The organism is Methylobacterium terricola, from assembly GCF_006151805.1.
Lineage (GTDB): Bacteria > Pseudomonadota > Alphaproteobacteria > Rhizobiales > Beijerinckiaceae > Methylobacterium > Methylobacterium terricola.
Window position 1 is genome coordinate 260,389 of sequence record NZ_VDDA01000001.1, and the last position, 18,261, is coordinate 278,649.

Below are 18,261 nucleotides of genomic sequence, written 5' to 3' on the forward strand. Positions count from 1 at the left end.
CTCCGTCGATCCCTCACGGAGGCGCGAGCGCACGATGCCCGAGACCCGAACCGCCCTGGTCGCCGGCGCCAACGGCATCATCGGCAAGGCGCTGATGGAGACCCTGTCCGCCACCCCCGGCTGGCGCGCCCGCGCCCTGTCGCGCCGCCCGCACGGCTCCCCCGGGGCGATCGCGGTCGATCTCACGGATGCCGCCGCGACCCGCGCCGCCCTGACCGGGGTCCGCGACGTCACCCACCTGTTCTACGCCGCCCTCGCGCCGCAGCCCGACCTCGCCGCGGAGGTGCGGGTGAACGGCGCGATGCTGCGCCACCTCCTCGACGGGCTCGAGGCCGCGGGCGCGCCCCTCGAGCGGGCGGTGTTGTATCAAGGCGCCAAGGTGTACGGCGTCCATCTCGGCCCCGTGCCGTCGCCGTTCTACGAGGACGAGCCGCGCCACGTCGGGCCGAACTTCTACTTCACGCAGGAAGACGAACTGCGCACCCGCGCCGCCCGCGGCGGCCCGGCCTTCGCGATCCTGCGGCCGGACGTGGTGGTGGGCGATGCCGCCGGCAACGCCATGAACATCGCCATGGTGATCGGGGCCTACGCGGCCCTGTGCCGGGCGGACGGGGCGGCCTTCCGCTTCCCCGGCCCCGCCCACGTGTATGACGGTGTGTTCGCCCAGGTCACCGAGGCCGGCGCGCTGGCCCGGGCGAGCCTGTGGGCTGCCACCTCTGACACGGCGCGGGGCGAGGCGTTCAACTACGTCCACGAGCCGTTCCGCTGGCGCCGGATCTGGGAGCGGATCGCCGGCGCCCTCGATCTCCCCCTCGGCCCGCCGGTGCCGCTGCGCTTGGCCACCCACATGGCCGACAAGGCCCCGGCCTGGGCCCGCCTCGTCGCCGAGCAGGGGCTGGTCGACACACCCTACGAGCGCGCGGTCGGGTGGGCGTTCGGCGATTTCGTGTTCCACAGCGACTTCGATCTCGTCTCCGACATGGCCAAGATCCGCCGTGCCGGCTTCACCGAGACCGTCGACAGCGCCGACGCCCTGATTGCGGCGATCCGGCGGTTGCAGGCGGCGGGTGTGCTGCCGCGGTCGAACTGACCGGACATCCCGCCGCCGCGGCGGCCGGTCACCCCTCCCGGGCCGCGTTCGAGAACACCGTCCGGCCGCCCGGGCCGGTCTCGTCGCGCCGGGGCGGATTGCGGCGGGCGTCGTCGCGGCCGGCGAGTTCCTCCGGGTTGCTGCGCTCGGAGGCCGGCACGTCGTCGACCCGCGTCGGCGCCGCCTCGCTGCCCCCGGGCGCGCTCAGGATCCCGGATTGCGTCGTCCCGTCGCCGCCCATTCCGCCGTACCCTTGTCCCCCTTGGCCTTGCGCGCCGCCATCGGCCGCATCGGCGCCGGCGGTGCCGAAGGCCGCCCGGACGTCGTCGGCCTCGCCCGGCAGGTCGCCGGGATCGGGCGCCCGGCCCGCATCGTCGCGCGGTCCGTCGGGCCGGGCGAGGCGCCGCTCCAGCTCGCGCCGCTCCTCGGGCGTGAGCACGTCCCCGCTTGCCGTTCCGGCCGCTCCGGTCTCGGGCGAGACCCTGCCGCCGGGCACCGGGGCGTCCCGGTGGCTCGAATGCTCCGCCATGCCCGCACTCCTTCTCGCTTTGGATCCAGCCCGCCTGCCGGGGGCTGACCAAAGCGCGGAATCTAGGGCCGTTCCCGCGCGATCGCGGACGGTGCGGGACAGGACCGTGGCCGGCGGGGAAGACCCCGCTGGCGCGCCCTCACTGCCGCCGCAGCAGGAACACCCCCTGCGTGCCGACGAGGTTCCACACCCACCACGGCAGGGCGAAGCGCATCGGATGGCCCGAGGCGTCCAGCGCCGAGGCGCGCTCGATCCGCGCGCCGACCAGCCGGCACAGGCCGACGAAGTCGCGGATCGTGCAATGGTGGATGTTCGGGGTCTCGTACCAGGGGTCGGGCAGGGTGTCGGTCACCGGCATCCGGCCGCGCAGCAGCAATTCGCTGCGCACCCGCCAATGGCCGAAATTCGGGAACGACACGATCGCGTGCCGGCCGATCCGCAGCAGGTGCTCCAGCACGACCTTGGGCTGGCGCGTCGCCTGGATCGTCTGCGACAGGATCACGTAGTCGAAGGCGTCGTCCGGATACGCCGCGAGGTCGGTGTCGGCGTCGCCCTGGATCACCGGCAGGCCGTGGGCGAGGCAGGCATTGACGCCCTGGCGCGACAACTCGATGCCGCGGCCGTCGACGCCGCGGCGGTCGCGCAGCAGCGCCAGCAGCGAGCCGTCGCCGCAGCCGACATCGAGCACCCGGGATCCCGGCTCGACGAGGTTGAGCATCACCAGGTGGTCGATGCGCGACGAGCCGGTGGCGTCCTGCGGCAGGTCCGCCGGGGCGAGGGAGGCGGTCACGCTACTCACAGGCCGCGCTCCCGGGCCGCGGCCGCGATGAAGCCCTTGGCGGCCGAGATCATCGCCGGCTCGTCGAGCAGGAAGGCGTCGTGGCCCTTGTCGCTCTCGACCTCGACGAAGGCGACCGGCGCCGCCGCGGCGTTGAGCGCGTGGACGATCGCCCGCGAATCGGCGGTCGGAAACAGCCAGTCGGAGGTGAAGGACATGATGCAGAACCGGGTCCTGGTGTCCCGGAAGGCGTTGGCGAGCACGCCGCCATGGTCGGCCGCGAGGTCGAAATAGTCCATCGCCCGGGTGAGATAGAGGTAGGCGTTGGCGTCGAAGCGCTCGACGAAGGTGATGCCCTGGTGGCGCAGGTAGCTCTCGATCTGGAAATCGGCGTCGAACGAGAAGGTCGGGGCGTCCCGGTCCTGCAGGCGGCGGCCGAACTTGCGGTGCAGCGCCGGCTCCGACAGGTAGGTGATGTGGGCGCCCATCCGGGCGACGCCGAGGCCCTTGGCGGGCCGCGTGCCGACATCGAGGTAGCGCCCGCCATGCCAGTTCGGATCGGCCAGGATCGCCTGCCGGCCGACCTCGTGGAAGGCGATGTTCTGGGCCGAGTGGCGGGCCCCCGTCGCGATCGGCATCGCGGCGAAGACCCGCTCGGGGTAGCTCGCCGCCCATTGCAGCACCTGCATCCCGCCCATCGAGCCGCCGATGCACAGGAACAGGTCCTTGATGCCGAGCCGGTCGAGCAGCATCGCCTGGCCGCGCACCATGTCGCGGATGGTCACGAGCGGGAAGTCGAGGCCGTAGGCCCGGCCGGTCGCCGGATTGATCGAGGCCGGCCCGGTCGTGCCCATGCACGACCCGACGACGTTGGCGCAGATCACGAAGTAGCGGTCGGTGTCGACCGGCTTGCCGGGACCGATCAGCCGCTCCCACCAGCCGTCCTTGCCGGTCACCGGATGGGTGTTGGCGAAATGCTGGTCGCCGGTGAGCGCGTGGCAGACCAGCACCGCGTTGCTGCGCTCGGCGTTGAGGGTGCCGGCGGTCTGGTAGGCGATCTGCCACGGCGCCAGGTCCACGCCCGCATCCATCGCCAGCGGCGCATCGACCTCGAACCGGGCGACGGGGCTCGTCGGCTCGTCCGCCTGGGAGGCGGGCTCCGGGCCGGACTTCAGGAGAGGTGTGGCCATGCTTCTCACGGGGCTGTCGCCAGGCGGCGGGCTTGACGCGGCGAAGGCTGTGGAAAAACCGGAGGCGATTCGTTCTCCAAACCGGACCGGCCGTTAAAGCGTCCAAAAATTCCGCTTCGACGGACGAAAGAGGTAGGGCTTCGCTGTCGCGCCGTCAATCGACGGAAGGGACTTCTCCGGCAGGACCGCGCGACGGCGGCCCTGGCCCGCGGGCGCGGGCGGTCGTAAGACGGATCCTCCTGCCGCCTTGCCCCGCGAAGCCATGACGTCGACCCCGCCCGCCGACCTCGCCGCCCTCCGGGCCGACATCGACCGCATCGATTCGGCGATGCACGACCTCCTGATGGAGCGCGGCCGGATCATCGATCGGCTGATCGCGGTCAAGAAGACCTCGGCCTCCGGCTCCGCCTTCCGGCCCGGCCGGGAGGCCTCGATGATGCGGATGATCGCCGAACGCCATCAGGGCCTCCTGCCGCTCGACACCGTGGAGGGGATCTGGCGGGTCATCATCGCCACCTTCACCTACGTGCAGGCGCCGTTCGCGGTCCATGCCGACGTCTCCGGCGGCGACGCGCCGATGCGCGATTCGGCCCGGTTCCATTTCGGCTTCACGGTGCCGTACCGGCCGCATCCGAGCGCCGCCGCGGTGATCGCGGCGGTCGCCGCCTCGCGCGGCGACCTCGGGGTCTTCCGCCTCGACCAGGGGGTGACCGCCGGCGCCTGGTGGCGCCAGCTCGCCGGGCCCAACCGCCCGAAGGTGATCGCCCGGCTGCCCTTCATCGAGCGGCCCGGCCACCCGGCCGGCACCCCGGTCTTCTGCATCGCCAAGCCCCTCGACGATCCGGCTGCGGCCCAGCGCGACTGGGTGCTCTACGCCGCCCGGTTCGAGCGCTGGCGCGAGGAGGCGGCCGAGGCCGTGGCGGAACTGGGAGGGGAGGTGGTGGCGAGCGCCGGCCTCAGCGGAGGCTTGAGCCAGCTCCTGGCGATGCCCGGCAGCGTCGGTCCCGAGGAGGCGCGGGCGGCCCTGGCGCAGGCCGGCGCGGCGCCGGGGGAATTCGAGGAGATCGGCAGCCACGCGGCGCGGTTCCGCGTGGGGGAGGGGTAAATCAAGATCAGGTCTTGGACCGACCTTTCAAGGAAACGCGCGGTTCCCCTCTCCCGTGTGGGAGAGGGGTCAGGGGTGAGGGTGACACGCTTCCGCGCAAAGCGCTGAGCGTCGTGCTGGCAGCTCAACGATCCAGCTTTATTCTGAGCCGTATCACCCTCACCCCTACCCCTCTCCCACCCGGGAGAGGGGATCCCGCGCTTCATCCTTGCCGAATTTCAGGCCGAGACGCCGAGACGCCGGTTGAGCCCGAGCGCGCCGAGCGTGCAGGCCGCACCGGAGAGCAGGTACACCCCGACCCACGGCAGGCCGAGATGGCTCGAGGTGTACAGCGCCACGAGCGGGGCGAAGCCGGCGCCGACGAGCCAGGCGAGGTCGGAGGTCAGCGCCGAGCCGGTATAGCGGTACTTGGTGCCGAAATTCTCCGCGATGGCGCCCGAGCTCTGGCCGTAGGCGAGGCCGAGCAGCGCGAAACCGACCACCACGAAGATCGTCTGCCCGGGCATGCTGTCGCCGAACAGCAGCGGGGCGATGATGCTGCCCAGCGCGAACAGCCCGATCAGCGCGGCGGCGATCGCGATGGTGGAGCGCCGGCCGATCTGGTCGGCGATCAGGCCCGACATGATGATCGTCATCGTGCAGATGACGGCACCGGCGAACTGCACCATCAGGAACTCGCCGACCGAGCGCCCGGTGAACAGGCTGATCCAGCTGACCGGGAACACCGTGACGAGGTGGAACAGGGCGTAGCAGGCGAGCGGCACGAAGGCGCCGACCAGGATGTTGCGGCCGCTGGCCCGCACCGTCTCGATGACCGGCTCCGGCTCGAGCTCGTCGGCCTCGAGCAGGCGGCGGAACTCCTCGGTCGCGACGAGGCGCAGGCGCGCGAAGAGCGCCACGACGTTGATCGTGAAGGCGACGAAGAACGGGTAGCGCCAGCCGAAGCCCATGAAGTCGGCATCCGACAGCTGGAGCACGAAGAACGCGAACAGCCCGCTCGCCAGCATGAAGCCCACCGGCGCGCCGAGCTGCGGCAGCATCGCGTACCAGCCGCGGCGGTTCTTGGGTGCGTTGAGGGCGAGGAGCGAGGACAGCCCGTCCCAGGCGCCGCCGAGCGCCAGGCCCTGGCCGATGCGGCACAGGCCGAGCAGCACCGCCGACCAATGCCCGATCGTCTCGTAGCCCGGCAGGAAGGCGATGAGGCAGGTCGAGAGGCCGAGCAGGAACAGCGCGATGGTGAGCTTGGTCGCCCGGCCGTAGCGCCGGTCGATCGCCATGAACAGCACCGAGCCGACCGGACGGGCCACGAAGGCGAGGGCGAACAGCCCGAAGGCGTACAGCGTGCCGGTCACCGGCTCGGCCCACGGGAAGACCAGCCGCGGGAAGACCAGCACGCAGGCGAGGCCGAACACGAAGAAGTCGAAGAACTCGGAGGTGCGGCCGATGATGACGCCGAGCGCGATCTCGCCGGGCGCGACGTGCCCCGGCTCCGACGAGGCCAGGCGGGCATCCCGTTCCGGCTTGGAGGAGTTGGCGGCGGCGGCGTCCGCCATGATCGTGGCCATATCGGAATCCTGCTTCGTCACTCTACGAAGGCCCCTTCCTTAGAGGAGAACCGGCCGGTTGGGGGCCTGGACAAAACGTCCAATCCCGCGGGAGCTCCGGCGGGCGTACAGGACAGGGGCCGAAAGCTGATCGTCCGGGCTGCCCGTGAAACACTTGCGCCTCCTCCTCGTACTTCCGTTCATCCTCCTCACCGGGGGATGCAATATGGTGCTCCTCTCGCCGTCCGGCGACGTGGCGCTGCAACAGCGTAACCTGCTGATCGCCTCCACGGTGCTGATGCTCCTCATCATCGTGCCGGTGATGGCGCTCACGATCGCCTTCGCGTGGCATTACCGCGAGGGCAACAAGAAGGCCGTCTACGACCCGAATTTCCACCACTCGACCGGTCTCGAGGTGGTGATCTGGTCGGCGCCGCTGCTGATCATCGTGGCGCTCGGGGCGCTCACCTGGCTCGGCACCCACCTGCTCGATCCCTACCGCCCGGTCACCCGCATCAGCGCGTCGAAGCCGATCGTGTCGAGTGTCGGCGACCCGATGGTCTCCGGCAAGCCCCTGGTGATCCAGGTCGTCGCCCTCGACTGGAAGTGGCTGTTCCTCTACCCCGAGCAGGGCGTCGCCTCGCTCAACGAGGTCGCCGCGCCCGTCGACCGGCCGATCGAGTTCCGCATCACCTCGTCCTCGGTGATGAACTCGCTGTTCATCCCGGCGCTCGCCGGCCAGATCTACGCCATGCCGGGCATGCAGACGCGGCTCAACGCCGTGATCAACAAGGCCGGCAACTACGAGGGCTTCTCCGCCAACTACAGCGGCGCCGGGTTCTCGCACATGCGCTTCACCTTCAAGGGCGTCGACGAGGGCGATTTCAGCGCCTGGGTCGACAAGGTCAAGAAGGAGGGCGGCGGCCTGTCCCGGGCCGACTACCTGAAGCTCGAGCGCCCGAGCGAGAAGGAGCCGGTGCGCTACTACAACACCGTCGATGCCGGCCTCTACGACGCGATCCTCAACATGTGCGTCGACCGCACCAAGATGTGCATGCACGACATGGCGGCGATCGACGCCCGCGGCGGCGGCGGCCGCGAGGGCATCAACACCGTGATGAGCCTCACCTACGACAAGGCGGTGCGCCGCGGCACCGGCGCGACCCAGCAGGCGACCTTCGTCACCGCGCTCTGCACCCCTGCCGACGCCTACGGCTTGGGTGTCGCGTCCCTGGGCAACGCCTCGACGGCCTCCGCCGCCGCGACGCCCCGCCTCAACTGAACCCTGTCGCACCGGCCGCTCGCGGCCGGTGCCGGCGCGGTCGCCGGTTCGGCGGCGACCGCGAGGCCCGAACAAGGATCCGGGCGGCGCCGTTCCGCGTGGATCCGACCCCGAACAGTCCGACCTGCACTCCAGGCTGAGCCATGAACTCCGAGCACAATCCGATCGAAGCCTACCCGCACTGGTGGCGGCTGCTGTTCGGCCGCTTCACCATCGAATCCCTGCCGCTCCACGAGCCGATCGTGGTCGTCACCTTCCTCGTCGTGGCGCTCGGCGGCCTCGCCGTCCTCGGCGTGCTAACCAAGTACAAGCTCTGGGGTCCGCTCTGGCGCGACTGGATCACCAGCGTCGACCACAAGAAGATCGGGATCATGTACATGGTCCTCGGGCTCGTCATGCTGCTGCGCGGCTTCGCCGACGCGGTGCTGATGCGCTCGCAGCAGGCGATCGCGCATGGCGGCGCCGAGGGCTTCCTGCCGCCGCACCACTACGACCAGATCTTCACCGCCCACGGCGTGATCATGATCTTCTTCGTGGCGATGCCGCTGGTCACCGGGCTGATGAACTTCGTGGTGCCGCTGCAGATCGGCGCCCGCGACGTCGCCTTCCCGTTCCTCAACAACTTCAGCTTCTGGATGACCACCGGCGGCGTCGTGCTGACGATGATGTCGCTGTTCGTCGGCGAGTTCGCGGCCACCGGCTGGCTCGCCTATCCGCCGTTGTCGAACATCGCCTACTCGCCGAGCACCGGCGTCGACTACTACATCTGGGCGCTGCAGATCGCCGGTGTCGGCACGACCTTGTCGGGCGTCAACCTGATCGCCACCATCGTCAAGATGCGGGCGCCCGGCATGTCGATGATGAAGATGCCGGTCTTCACCTGGACCTCGCTCTGCACCAACATCCTGATCGTCGCCTCCTTCCCGGTGCTCGGCGCGGTGCTGGCGCTGCTCACCCTCGACCGTTACGTCGGCACCAACTTCTTCACGAACGATCTCGGCGGCAACCCGATGATGTACGTGAACCTGATCTGGATCTGGGGCCACCCCGAGGTCTACATCCTGGTGCTGCCGGCCTTCGGCATCTTCTCCGAGGTGGTCTCGACCTTCTGCGGCAAGCGCCTGTTCGGCTACGCCTCGATGGTCTACGCCACGGTCGTCATCACCATCCTGTCCTACCTGGTCTGGCTGCACCACTTCTTCACCATGGGGTCGGGGGCGAGCGTCAACTCGTTCTTCGGCATCACCACGATGATCATCTCGATCCCGACGGGCGCGAAGATCTTCAACTGGCTGTTCACGATGTATCGCGGCCGGATCCGCTTCGATCTGCCGATGATGTGGACCGTCGCCTTCATGCTGACCTTCGTCATCGGCGGCATGACCGGCGTGCTGCTCGCCGTGCCCCCGGCCGACTTCGTGCTGCACAACTCGCTGTTCCTGGTCGCGCACTTCCACAACGTGATCATCGGCGGCGTGCTGTTCGGCCTGTTCGCCGGCATCTATTACTGGTGGCCGAAGGCCTTCGGCTTCCGCCTCGACCCGTTCTGGGGCAAGGTCTCGTTCTGGTGCTGGGTCAGCGGGTTCTGGGTGGCGTTCACGCCGCTCTACATCCTCGGCCTGATGGGCGTGACCCGCCGCATGAGCTCCTTCGGCGGCACCGAGTACCAGCCGCTCTTCGTCATCGCGGCCTTCGGCGCGCTGCTCGTCGCCTGCGGCATCGGCGCGATGATCATCCAGTTCGCCGTCAGCATCCTGCGGCGCGAGCAGCTCCGCGACCTCACCGGCGACCCCTGGGGCGGCCGCACCCTCGAATGGGCGACCTCGTCGCCGCCCCCGCCCTACAACTTCGCCTTCACGCCGATGGTGCATGACGGCGATGCCTGGTGGGACATGAAGAACCGCGGCCACCAGCGTCCGGTGACCGGCTTCAAGGCGATCCACATGCCCAAGAACACCGGCGCGGGCGTGATCATCTCGGCCATCGCCACGGTCTTCGGCGTCGCCATGGTGTGGTACGTCTGGTGGCTCGCGGCGCTTGCCTTCGTCGGCGTGATCGCGGCGACGATCATCCACACCTTCAACTACGACCGCGACTACTACATCCCCGCCGACGAGGTCGCGCGGACCGAGGACGAGCGCACCCGCGCGCTCGCCACGGCCCCGGCCCCCACCCCCGTCGGCGCCTGAGGACCCCGCCATGGCACACGCACACACGGCCGCAGCGGACGACGGCGAGCTGCACTTCTACGTCACTGAGGACGAGCACGGCCACGCCGAGGGCGGGACCATGCTCGGGTTCTGGCTCTACCTGATGAGCGACTGCCTGATCTTCGCGATCCTGTTCGCGACGTACGGCGTGCTCGGACGGAACTACGCCGCGGGTCCGTCCGGTGCGGACCTGTTCGACCTCAAGCTCGTGGCGGTGAACACCGCCATGCTGCTGTTCTCCTCCATCACCTATGGCTTTGCCATGCTGGAGATGGAGAAGGGCGACCAGCGGATGACGCAACGGTGGCTCGCCATCACCGGGGCCTTCGGCCTCTGCTTCATCGGCCTCGAACTCTACGAGTTCGCCCACCTGATCCACGAGGGCGCGACGCCCCAGCGCAGCGCCTTCCTGTCGTCGTTCTTCACCCTGGTCGGCACGCACGGCCTGCACGTCAGCTTCGGGTTGATCTGGCTCGTGACCCTCATGGTGCAGGTGCACCAGCGCGGCCTGATCGAGGCCAACCGCCGCCGGCTGATGTGCCTGAGCATGTTCTGGCACTTCCTCGACGTGATCTGGATCGGCGTCTTCACCTTCGTCTACCTGATGGGGTCCCTGAAATGAGCGCCCGCGCTCCCGTTTCCGACGACGTCCACGTCGAGGTCGTCCACGACCACCACGAGGCCGGCCACGGCTCGCGCAAGGGCTACGTCACCGGCTTCGTCCTCTCGGCGATCCTGACGGCGATCCCGTTCTGGCTGGTGATGGCCGAGGTCTTCACCGATCCCCGCGTCACCTCGCTGGTGATCATGGCCTTCGCGGTGGCGCAGATCGTGGTCCATATGGTCTACTTCCTGCACATGAATGCGCGCTCGGAAGGCGGCTGGACCATGATGGCGCTGATCTTCACCATCGTGCTGGTGGTGATCGCGCTGTCGGGCTCGCTCTGGGTGATGTACCATCTCAACACCAACATGATGCCGATGTCGCCGGGCGACATGCGCAACATGCCGTGACGACGATCCAGAACGATCGTCCGATCCCGGCCGGGGCGGCTCCGCCCCGGTCCACCAAGCGCTTGTTTCTGGTGGCGCTCTCGCTGCTGGCCACCGCCCTGTTCCTCGCGCTGGGCATCTGGCAGGTCGAGCGCCGGGCCTGGAAGCTCGATCTCATCGCCCGCGTCGAGGCCAGGCTGTCCGCCGCCCCGGTCGAGGCGCCCGGCCGGGCCGCGTGGCCGGCGATCACCCGCGAGGCCGACGAGTACCGCCGCGTGACGGCGACCGGCCGCTTCCGCCCCGACCGCAGCGTCCGCGTGATGGCGGTGACCGAGAAGGGCGCCGGTTCCTGGCTGATCGAACCGTTCGTCACCGCGTCCGGCGACACGATCCTGATCAACCGCGGCTTCGTGCCCCCGGACTGGCAGGCGCCGCCTGCGGACGGGGAGGGACGTGCGGCCGTCACCGGCCTCCTGCGGATCCCTGAGCCCGGCGGCGGCTTCCTGCGCAGCAACGATCCGGCCCATGACCGCTGGTATTCCCGCGACGTCGCGGCGATCGCAGGCGCCAAGGGGCTCGGCCAAGTGGCGCCGTACTTCATCGACGCGGATGCCGCGGGCAACCGGCCGGGCGGACCGGTCGGCGGGCTGACCGTCGTCGCGTTCCGCAACCATCACCTGATCTACGCGCTGACATGGTTCGGGCTGGCGGCGCTGACGGGGTATGCAGCGTATCGGGCGTGGCGGGAGCGGGTTCCGGGCTGATGGTTTCCAGACGAGGCACCGGGAAAACCCTCCCCCCTCCGCGGGAGAGCTGTCCGGGGACAGTCCCTTTGAAGATCAAGCGCGGGATCCCCTGGAGAGGGGAGACGCGCCATCCTTTTTTCCCGGACAGCCCTGCCTCTGCGGGGGAGGGGTCAGGGCGCGGGCACCGGAACGGTCTTCCGATGACCGATTGGGCCGAGTCGCGCCGCAAAGCTCGCGAAATCCTCACCGACACCGCCCGCCGCCTCGGTGCCGGCCCGCCCGCAGGCTTCGGCGAGCCCGACGACCAGGAGGGCGGGCGCCAGAACCTGCTGCTCCTGGTGCAGCTGCGCTGGATCGCGGTGGCCGGGCAGGTCATGACCATCGCGGTGGTGCAAGGGGGCTTGGGCATCGCGCTGCCGCTCGGGCCGATGGCGGTGGTGCTGATCGGGCTCGTGCTGCTCAATTTCGTCAGCGTCGGATGGCTCGCCCGCGGCGGCAGCGTCACCGAGGGCGTGCTGTTCGTGGCTTTGCTCCTCGACGTCGTCGCGCTCACGGCGCAGCTCTACCTCAGCGGTGGCGCCACCAACCCGTTCACCTCGTTGTTCCTGCTCCAGCTCACCCTGGCGGCGGTGCTGCTGAGCAGCCGGGCGACGCTGGCCCTCGTGGCGCTGACCACCGCGGCCCTCGGCCTGCTGATGCTGGCGCACCGGCCGCTGGTGCTGCCGCAGGGCGACGGCGAGGACGAGCTGTTCCGGCTCTACCTCGTCGGCATGCTGGTCGGCTTCGTGATCGACGCGGCGCTGATCGCGGTGTTCGTCACCCGGGTCTCGCGCAACCTGCGCCGGCAGGATGCGCGGCTCGCCGACCTGCGCCAGCGCGCCGCCGAGGAGGATCACATCGTCCGGATGGGCCTCCTCGCCTCCGGGGCGGCGCACGAGCTCGGCACGCCGCTCTCCTCGCTGTCGGTGATCCTCGGCGACTGGCGCCGGATGCCGGAGCTCACCGCCTCGCCCGACATCGCCCGGGAGATCGAGGAGATGCAGGAGGCGGTCGGGCGCTGCAAGGCGATCGTCACCGGCATCCTGCTCGCGGCCGGTGCCGCCCGCGGCGAGGCGCCCCACCTCACCACGGTGCGCGGCTTCGTGACCGAGCTCGCCGGCGACTGGCGCCGGATGCGCTCCTGCTTCTGCCTGCAGGTCCGCGACGAGTTCGGCGACGACGAGGAGATCGTCTCCGACACCGCCCTCAAGCAGGTCCTGTTCAACGTCCTCGACAACGCCCTCGACATGTCGCCGAACTTCGTCGAGCTGGCGGCTCTGCGCGACGGCGACACCCTGCGGCTGTCGGTCACCGACCGCGGACCCGGTTTCGCGCCCGAGATGCTGGCGCGGCTCGGCCAGCCCTATACATCGAGCAAGGGCCGCCTCGGCGGCGGGCTCGGGCTGTTCCTGGTCGTCAACGTCGTGCGCAAGCTCGGCGGCACGGTCGAGGCCCGCAACCGCAGCTACGGAGGCGCCGTCGTGACCATCAGCCTGCCGCTCTCCGGCCTGACGGTGTGAGATGTCCGAGGACGACCGCCTGCTCGTGATCGTCGAGGACGACGACCGCTTCGCCGCCACCCTGACCCGCTCGCTCGAGCGCCGCGGCTACACGGTGGTGAGCCTGACCGGCCTCGGCGCCCTCGAGGCCCTGCTCGCCGAACGCAGTCCGGCCTACGCCGTGGTCGATCTCAAGCTCAACGGCGAATCGGGCCTCGCCTGCGTCAAGGCCCTGCACGACCACGATCCCGGCATCCTCACGGTGGTGCTCACCGGCTACGCCAGCATCGCCACGGCGGTCGAGGCGATCAAGCTCGGCGCCTGCCACTATCTCGCCAAGCCGGCGAACACCGACGACATCGAGGCGGCCTTCTCCAAGGCGGAAGGCGACGTCGACGTCTCCCTCGACGGCCGGCCGACCTCGATCAAGACGCTCGAATGGGAGCGCATCCACCAGACCCTGGTCGAGACCGACTTCAACATCTCGGAGACGGCGCGCCGGCTCGGGATGCACCGGCGCACGCTGGCCCGCAAGCTCGACAAGCAGCAGGTGAAGTGATCCCGCACCCCGCCTGCATGGCTGGCGCGTGCGGAATGCGGTTTCGCATCCTGGCGGAGGCGGCGCACCCGAGGTAACGTCCCGGCCGAAACGCCAGGAGGAGACGCCATGAACCCCCCGTCCGCCGCGGTCGCGACCCAGACCAACCTCAGCCCGGTCACGCCCAACGAGGGGACCCGCGGCGCGTTCCGGTGGGACGATCCGTTCCTGCTCGACGACCAGCTCACCGACGACGAGCGCCTGATCCGCGACTCGGCCCGCAGCTTCGCCCAGGAGCGCCTGCTGCCCGGCATCGTCGAGGCCTATGCCGAGGAGAAGACCGACCGCTCGCTGTTCAACGCGATGGGTGAGCTTGGCCTCCTCGGCGTCACCCTGCCGGAAGAATACGGCTGCGCCGGCGCGAGCTACGTCGCCTACGGCCTCGTCGCCCGCGAGGTCGAGCGGGTCGATTCCGGCTACCGCTCGATGATGAGCGTGCAATCGTCCCTCGTCATGTACCCGATCTACGCCTACGGCGACGAGAGCCAGCGCAAAAAGTATCTGCCGAAGCTCGCCTCCGGCGAGTTCGTCGGCTGCTTCGGCCTGACCGAGCCGGATGCCGGCTCCGATCCCGCCGGCATGAAGACCCGGGCCGACAAGATCGACGGCGGCTATCGCCTCTCGGGCGCCAAGACCTGGATCTCGAACGCCCCGATCGCCGACGTGTTCGTGGTCTGGGCGAAGTCGCCCGCCCACGACAACCAGATCCGCGGCTTCATCCTGGAGAAGGGGATGAAGGGCCTCTCCGCGCCGAAGATCAAGGGCAAGCTGTCGTTGCGCGCCTCGGTCACCGGCGAGATCGTGATGGACGGCGTCGAGGTGCCGGAGAGCGCGCTGCTCCCGAACGTCTCGGGCCTCAAGGGGCCGTTCGGCTGCCTCAACCGGGCGCGCTACGGCATCTCCTGGGGGGCGCTCGGCGCGGCCGAGGATTGCTGGCACCGGGCGCGGCAATACACGCTCGACCGCAAGCAGTTCAACCGGCCGCTCGCCCAGACCCAGCTGGTGCAGAAGAAGCTCGCCGACATGCAGACCGAGATCGCGCTGGGTCTCCAGGGCTCGTTGCGCGTCGGCCGTCTGTTCGACGAGGGCCGGATGGCGCCCGAGATGATCTCGCTGGTCAAGCGCAACAATTGCGGCAAGGCGCTGGCGATCGCCCGCGAGGCGCGCGACATGCACGGCGGCAACGGCATCATGGGCGAGTACCACGTGATGCGCCACGCCCAGAACCTCGAGACGGTGAACACCTACGAGGGCACCCACGACGTCCATGCGCTGATCCTCGGCCGGGCGCAGACCGGGTTGCAGGCGTTCTTCTAGCGCAGGCTCGGCGAACCGGATGCCGGTTCGTCGCAGGCCCTTCCGTACCATCCGAAGACCTGGAGCACCGTCCGATCGCAACGCGATCGGGCGGTGCTCTCGTCTTCGGTTCACGGTTCCGTTAGGTGAGGGTGCTTCCCAAGCCTGACAGATTGGCCATGACCCAGATCATCCCCGACCTCGCCACCGGGACCGACCCTGCTGCGCAGCGCGCCAGCAAGCTGGCGCAGATCACCGAAGCGTTCGGCAATCCGTTCCACGTTACCCAATTCGACAAGCGCGACAGCGCGGCGGCCCTGCACGCGCAGCACAAGGATCTGCCGGCCGGGGAGAAGACCGAGGTCCGAGCCGCCATCGCCGGGCGCGTGATGGCCATCCGCAACTCCGGCATGTTCCTCGACGTGCTGGATGACAGCGGGCGGTTGCAAGTCTTCCACCCGATCAAGGACGTGGCGCCCGAGGTGCGGACGCTATTGGGTCTGCTCGACCTCGGCGACATCGTCGGCGTGGAGGGCAGCCTGCGCCGCACGCCGCGCGGGGAGCTGACGCTGGATGCCGACCGTCTGGTGCTGCTCGCCAAGGCGCTGGAGAGCCCGCCGGAGAAGTATCACGGCCTCAAGGACGTCGATTTCCGTTACCGCCATCGCGAGCAGGACCTGGTCGCGACCGAGAAGAGCCGCCTCACGCTGCGCCGGCGCTCGCTGATCGTCCGTGCCATCCGCCGCGCGCTGGACGAGCGCGGCTTCCTGGAGGTGGAAACGCCGATCCTCCACGCCACGGCGGGCGGCGCCATCGCCAAGCCCTTCCAGACCCATCACAACGCGCTGGACATTCCGCTTTCCTTGCGCATCGCCACGGAGCTGCATCTGAAGCGGCTCGTCATCGGTGGCCTGTCGGAGAAGGTCTACGAGATCGGCCGGTTGTTCCGCAACGAAGGGATTAGCCCGCGCCACAACCCGGAATTCACCACCATCGAGCTCTATCAGGCCTACGTGGATTATGAGGAGATGATCCGCGTCACCGAGCTTCTGGTCTCGGAATCCTGCCGGGCGGTGCATAGCGGCACGACCTGCACGTTCGACGGCGTGACGCTCGACTTCACGCCGCCGTTCCGCCGCGCCTCCCTGTTCGACCTCATCGAGGAGCGCACGGGCGTCGATTTCCGCCTCATCGTCACGCGCGATGCCGTGGCGGCGGAAGCCGGGCGCCTCGGCGTCCCGGTCGATCCGGCGCACAATCGCGGGCAGATCATCGAAGCGGTGTTCGGCCACACGGTCGAGGCGACGCTGGTGCAGCCGACCCACGTGCTGGATCTCCCGAAGGAGATCTCGCCGCTCGCCAAGGCGTGGCCCGACCGGCCCGACGTCGCGCAGCGGTTCGAGACCTATTGCAACGGCTGGGAGATCGCCAACGCTTATTCCGAGCTCAACGACCCGCGCGAGCAGCGCCGCAACTTCGAGGCGCAGGCGGCCCAGAAGGCGGCCGGCAACCCGGAAGCCCCCGGCATCGACGAGGAGTTCCTGAAGGCGATGAGCTTCGGCATGCCGCCGATGGGCGGGCTCGGCATCGGCATCGACCGGCTGGTGATGCTCCTCACCGACAGCCAGACCATCCGCGAGGTGATCGCCTTCCCGACGCTGCGGCCGCTTCGTCCCTGATCGGCGGCCGCGGTCAGCTCACGGCCCGCCGCCAGTATTCCAGGCTCCCCGGGTTCACCGGGGAGCCTGCCGCTTCGTTGAGGGTGAGGATATCCGCGTGAAAAGCCCTGGCCTCATCCAGCCCGGCGAGGTCGCGCAGGGCGGTGAGGATGCGGGTGATGCGCAGGTGGTTGTGGTCGAAGGCCGTGAGCCACCCGTCGGTCGCGGAATAGAACCTCAGCATCCGGTCGCGGGCGGCGAGGAGCCCGGCCCGGGCCGTCGGATCGGCCCGGATCGCCTCGGCCTCCGCGGCCCCGAGCACCGGTGCCCCCGGCACCGCCCGGCTCGCATCCCGGAGCGGGAACAGCCACTGGATGAAGTCGTGGACGCCCTCGATGCGGTCGTCGTCGAAGGCCAGCACCTCCGCGAGGCTGCGCCCGCGTCCGTCGCGCCCGTGGCCGGCCAGGAAGGCGTGGATCGGTCCCGCACTCGCCTCGGTCATGGATGCCTCCCCGAAAAGCCCCATCAGGATAGGGCGGGGAGGCGCCGCCGTCAGGCCGCCGCCCGCCGCTCGGCCCGCGCCGCCTCCAGCGCCCGCACCCGCGGGATCACCTGCTCACCGAAATATCGCACCTCCTCCTGAAAGTGCAGGAAGCCCAGCAGCGCCAGGTCGGCGCCGGCATCCTTGAGCGCCAGGATGCGCTCGGCGATCTGGTCGGGCGTGCCGATCAGGTTCGTCCGGAAGCCGTCATTGTACTGGACCAGATCCTCGAAGCCCGATTTCGCCCAGTTGCCCTCGCGCTCCGGCGAGGCGGCGCCGGCATTCTTGACCTCGTGCCCGAAGGCGCGCACGGCCTCGGGGTCGGCCTGCTCGATGATCTCGCGCAGGACGGCCCGGGCCTCCTCCTCGGTGTCGCGGGCGATCACGAAGGCGTTGACGCCGACCTTCACGCTGCGTCCCTCGGCATCCGCCTTGTGGCGGATGTCGTCGACCTGGGCCCGGATGTTCTCCGGGGTGTTGCCGTTGGTGAAGTACCAATCGGAGACGCGGGCCGCCATGTCCCGCGCCGCGCGCGACGAGCCGCCCTGAAAGATCTCAGGAAGGGGCTCGGCCGGCTTCGGCTTCAGGGTGTAGTTCGTGTAGCGGTAGAAGTCGCCGCGGAAGCTGAAATCGTCCTCGGTCCAGATCCCGCGCAAGCTGCGGATGAACTCCTCCGAGCGGCGGTAGCGCTCGTCGTGGTCGAGCCAGGGCTCGCCGATCGCCCGGAACTCGCCCGAGAACCAGCCGCTGACGATGTTGACGGCGATGCGCCCAGCCGTGAGCTGCGAGATCGTCGCCACTTGCTTGGCGGCGAGCGTCGGATTCCACGGCCCGGGCAGGAGCGCGGCGATGACCTTCAGGCGATCGGTGGCAGCCAGCAGTGCGTGGCTGAAGGCGACCGATTCGTGCTGGTACTCGGCGCCGTAGCCGGCGGTGAAGCGGATCTGGGTCAGGGCGTAATCGAAGCCGGCTCGCTCGGCGATCCGCGCCAACTCGCGATTGTAATCGGCGTCCCAGGACGTGCGCTGGGGGATCTTGCTGATGACAAGGCCGCCGGAGACGTTCGGCACCCAGTAGGCGAAGCGGATCGGCTCAGGGGTCTGCTGCGCGGTTTTCTGCGTCATGGCGGATCCTCGCTCATCGATCATGAAGAAGAGCCGTCG

Annotated in this window: 17 protein-coding genes; 11 read left to right on the forward strand and 6 right to left on the reverse strand. The window is 69.5% G+C overall.

All coding sequences use genetic code 11. The features are described 5' to 3' along the window. The first annotated feature begins 34 nt into the window (after window positions 1–34). The gene (locus FF100_RS01175) at window positions 35–1,090 is read left to right on the forward strand and encodes an SDR family oxidoreductase (protein WP_139033729.1); all 1,056 of its coding nucleotides are present in this window, start codon (window positions 35–37) and stop codon (window positions 1,088–1,090) included. Window positions 1,091–1,118: 28 nt separating this feature from the next. On the opposite strand, the gene FF100_RS01180 is transcribed toward FF100_RS01175, so the two are convergent. The 3 genes from FF100_RS01180 to metX all read right to left on the reverse strand — a co-directional run bounded on the left by FF100_RS01180 (window position 1,119) and on the right by metX (window position 3,587). Beyond that, complete coding sequence (locus tag FF100_RS01180) at window positions 1,119–1,619, reverse strand: SclB protein (protein ID WP_139033730.1); 501 nt, start codon at window positions 1,617–1,619, stop codon at window positions 1,119–1,121. Window positions 1,620–1,758: 139 nt separating this feature from the next. Beyond that, window positions 1,759–2,418: a methionine biosynthesis protein MetW gene (gene metW, locus FF100_RS01185; RefSeq protein WP_139033731.1), complete on the reverse strand. Its 660-nt coding sequence runs from the start codon at window positions 2,416–2,418 to the stop codon at window positions 1,759–1,761. Continuing rightward, complete coding sequence (gene metX / locus FF100_RS01190) at window positions 2,415–3,587, reverse strand: homoserine O-acetyltransferase MetX (RefSeq protein WP_139033732.1); 1,173 nt, start codon at window positions 3,585–3,587, stop codon at window positions 2,415–2,417. The genes metW and metX overlap by 4 nt, the downstream gene beginning before the upstream one ends. A 262-nt stretch (window positions 3,588–3,849) precedes the next feature. On the opposite strand from metX, the gene FF100_RS01195 reads away from it, so the two are divergent. After that, window positions 3,850–4,692 carry a chorismate mutase gene (locus tag FF100_RS01195; protein ID WP_139033733.1) on the forward strand — a complete coding sequence of 281 codons (843 nt, stop codon included), beginning with the start codon at window positions 3,850–3,852 and terminating at the stop codon, window positions 4,690–4,692. A 218-nt stretch (window positions 4,693–4,910) separates the two neighbouring features. Here the strand turns inward: FF100_RS01195 and FF100_RS01200 are convergent, their stop codons facing one another. Then, window positions 4,911–6,257, reverse strand: a complete 1,347-nt coding sequence (locus FF100_RS01200) for an MFS transporter (protein WP_139033734.1) — start codon at window positions 6,255–6,257, stop codon at window positions 4,911–4,913. Window positions 6,258–6,402: 145 nt separating this feature from the next. Between FF100_RS01200 and cyoA the strand changes: the two genes are divergently transcribed. The 9 genes from cyoA to lysS all read left to right on the forward strand — a co-directional run bounded on the left by cyoA (window position 6,403) and on the right by lysS (window position 16,578). Then, complete coding sequence (gene cyoA, locus FF100_RS01205) at window positions 6,403–7,518, forward strand: ubiquinol oxidase subunit II (RefSeq protein WP_139033735.1); 1,116 nt, start codon at window positions 6,403–6,405, stop codon at window positions 7,516–7,518. A gap of 143 nt (window positions 7,519–7,661) precedes the next feature. Next, the gene (cyoB, locus tag FF100_RS01210; RefSeq protein WP_139033736.1) at window positions 7,662–9,707 is read left to right on the forward strand and encodes a cytochrome o ubiquinol oxidase subunit I; all 2,046 of its coding nucleotides are present in this window, start codon (window positions 7,662–7,664) and stop codon (window positions 9,705–9,707) included. Between the two features lie 10 nt (window positions 9,708–9,717). Then, complete coding sequence (gene cyoC, locus FF100_RS01215) at window positions 9,718–10,350, forward strand: cytochrome o ubiquinol oxidase subunit III (protein WP_139033737.1); 633 nt, start codon at window positions 9,718–9,720, stop codon at window positions 10,348–10,350. Beyond that, window positions 10,347–10,742, forward strand: a complete 396-nt coding sequence (gene cyoD / locus FF100_RS01220; protein WP_139033738.1) for a cytochrome o ubiquinol oxidase subunit IV — start codon at window positions 10,347–10,349, stop codon at window positions 10,740–10,742. Before cyoC ends, cyoD begins: the two co-directional genes overlap by 4 nt. Beyond that, a complete protein-coding gene (locus FF100_RS01225; RefSeq protein WP_342778977.1) occupies window positions 10,739–11,485 on the forward strand; it encodes an SURF1 family protein in 747 nt (248 codons plus the stop codon). Before cyoD ends, FF100_RS01225 begins: the two co-directional genes overlap by 4 nt. Window positions 11,486–11,667: 182 nt before the next feature. Further along, complete coding sequence (locus FF100_RS01230; RefSeq protein WP_139033739.1) at window positions 11,668–13,026, forward strand: ATP-binding protein; 1,359 nt, start codon at window positions 11,668–11,670, stop codon at window positions 13,024–13,026. Window position 13,027: 1 nt separating this feature from the next. Next, entirely contained in the window at window positions 13,028–13,564 is a 537-nt protein-coding gene (locus FF100_RS01235; protein ID WP_139033740.1) for a response regulator transcription factor, read from the forward strand. 108 nt (window positions 13,565–13,672) lie between these two features. Beyond that, a complete protein-coding gene (locus tag FF100_RS01240; RefSeq protein WP_139033741.1) occupies window positions 13,673–14,920 on the forward strand; it encodes an acyl-CoA dehydrogenase in 1,248 nt (415 codons plus the stop codon). 158 nt (window positions 14,921–15,078) lie between these two features. After that, window positions 15,079–16,578 carry a lysine--tRNA ligase gene (lysS, locus tag FF100_RS01245; RefSeq protein WP_139033742.1) on the forward strand — a complete coding sequence of 500 codons (1,500 nt, stop codon included), beginning with the start codon at window positions 15,079–15,081 and terminating at the stop codon, window positions 16,576–16,578. Between the two features lie 13 nt (window positions 16,579–16,591). Here lysS and FF100_RS01250 read toward each other — a convergent pair whose 3' ends face one another. Continuing rightward, the gene (locus FF100_RS01250; RefSeq protein WP_139033743.1) at window positions 16,592–17,059 is read right to left on the reverse strand and encodes an opioid growth factor receptor-related protein; all 468 of its coding nucleotides are present in this window, start codon (window positions 17,057–17,059) and stop codon (window positions 16,592–16,594) included. A gap of 50 nt (window positions 17,060–17,109) precedes the next feature. Next, the gene (gene sfnG / locus FF100_RS01255) at window positions 17,110–18,222 is read right to left on the reverse strand and encodes a dimethylsulfone monooxygenase SfnG (RefSeq protein ID WP_139033744.1); all 1,113 of its coding nucleotides are present in this window, start codon (window positions 18,220–18,222) and stop codon (window positions 17,110–17,112) included. Window positions 18,223–18,261: the final 39 nt, after the last annotated feature.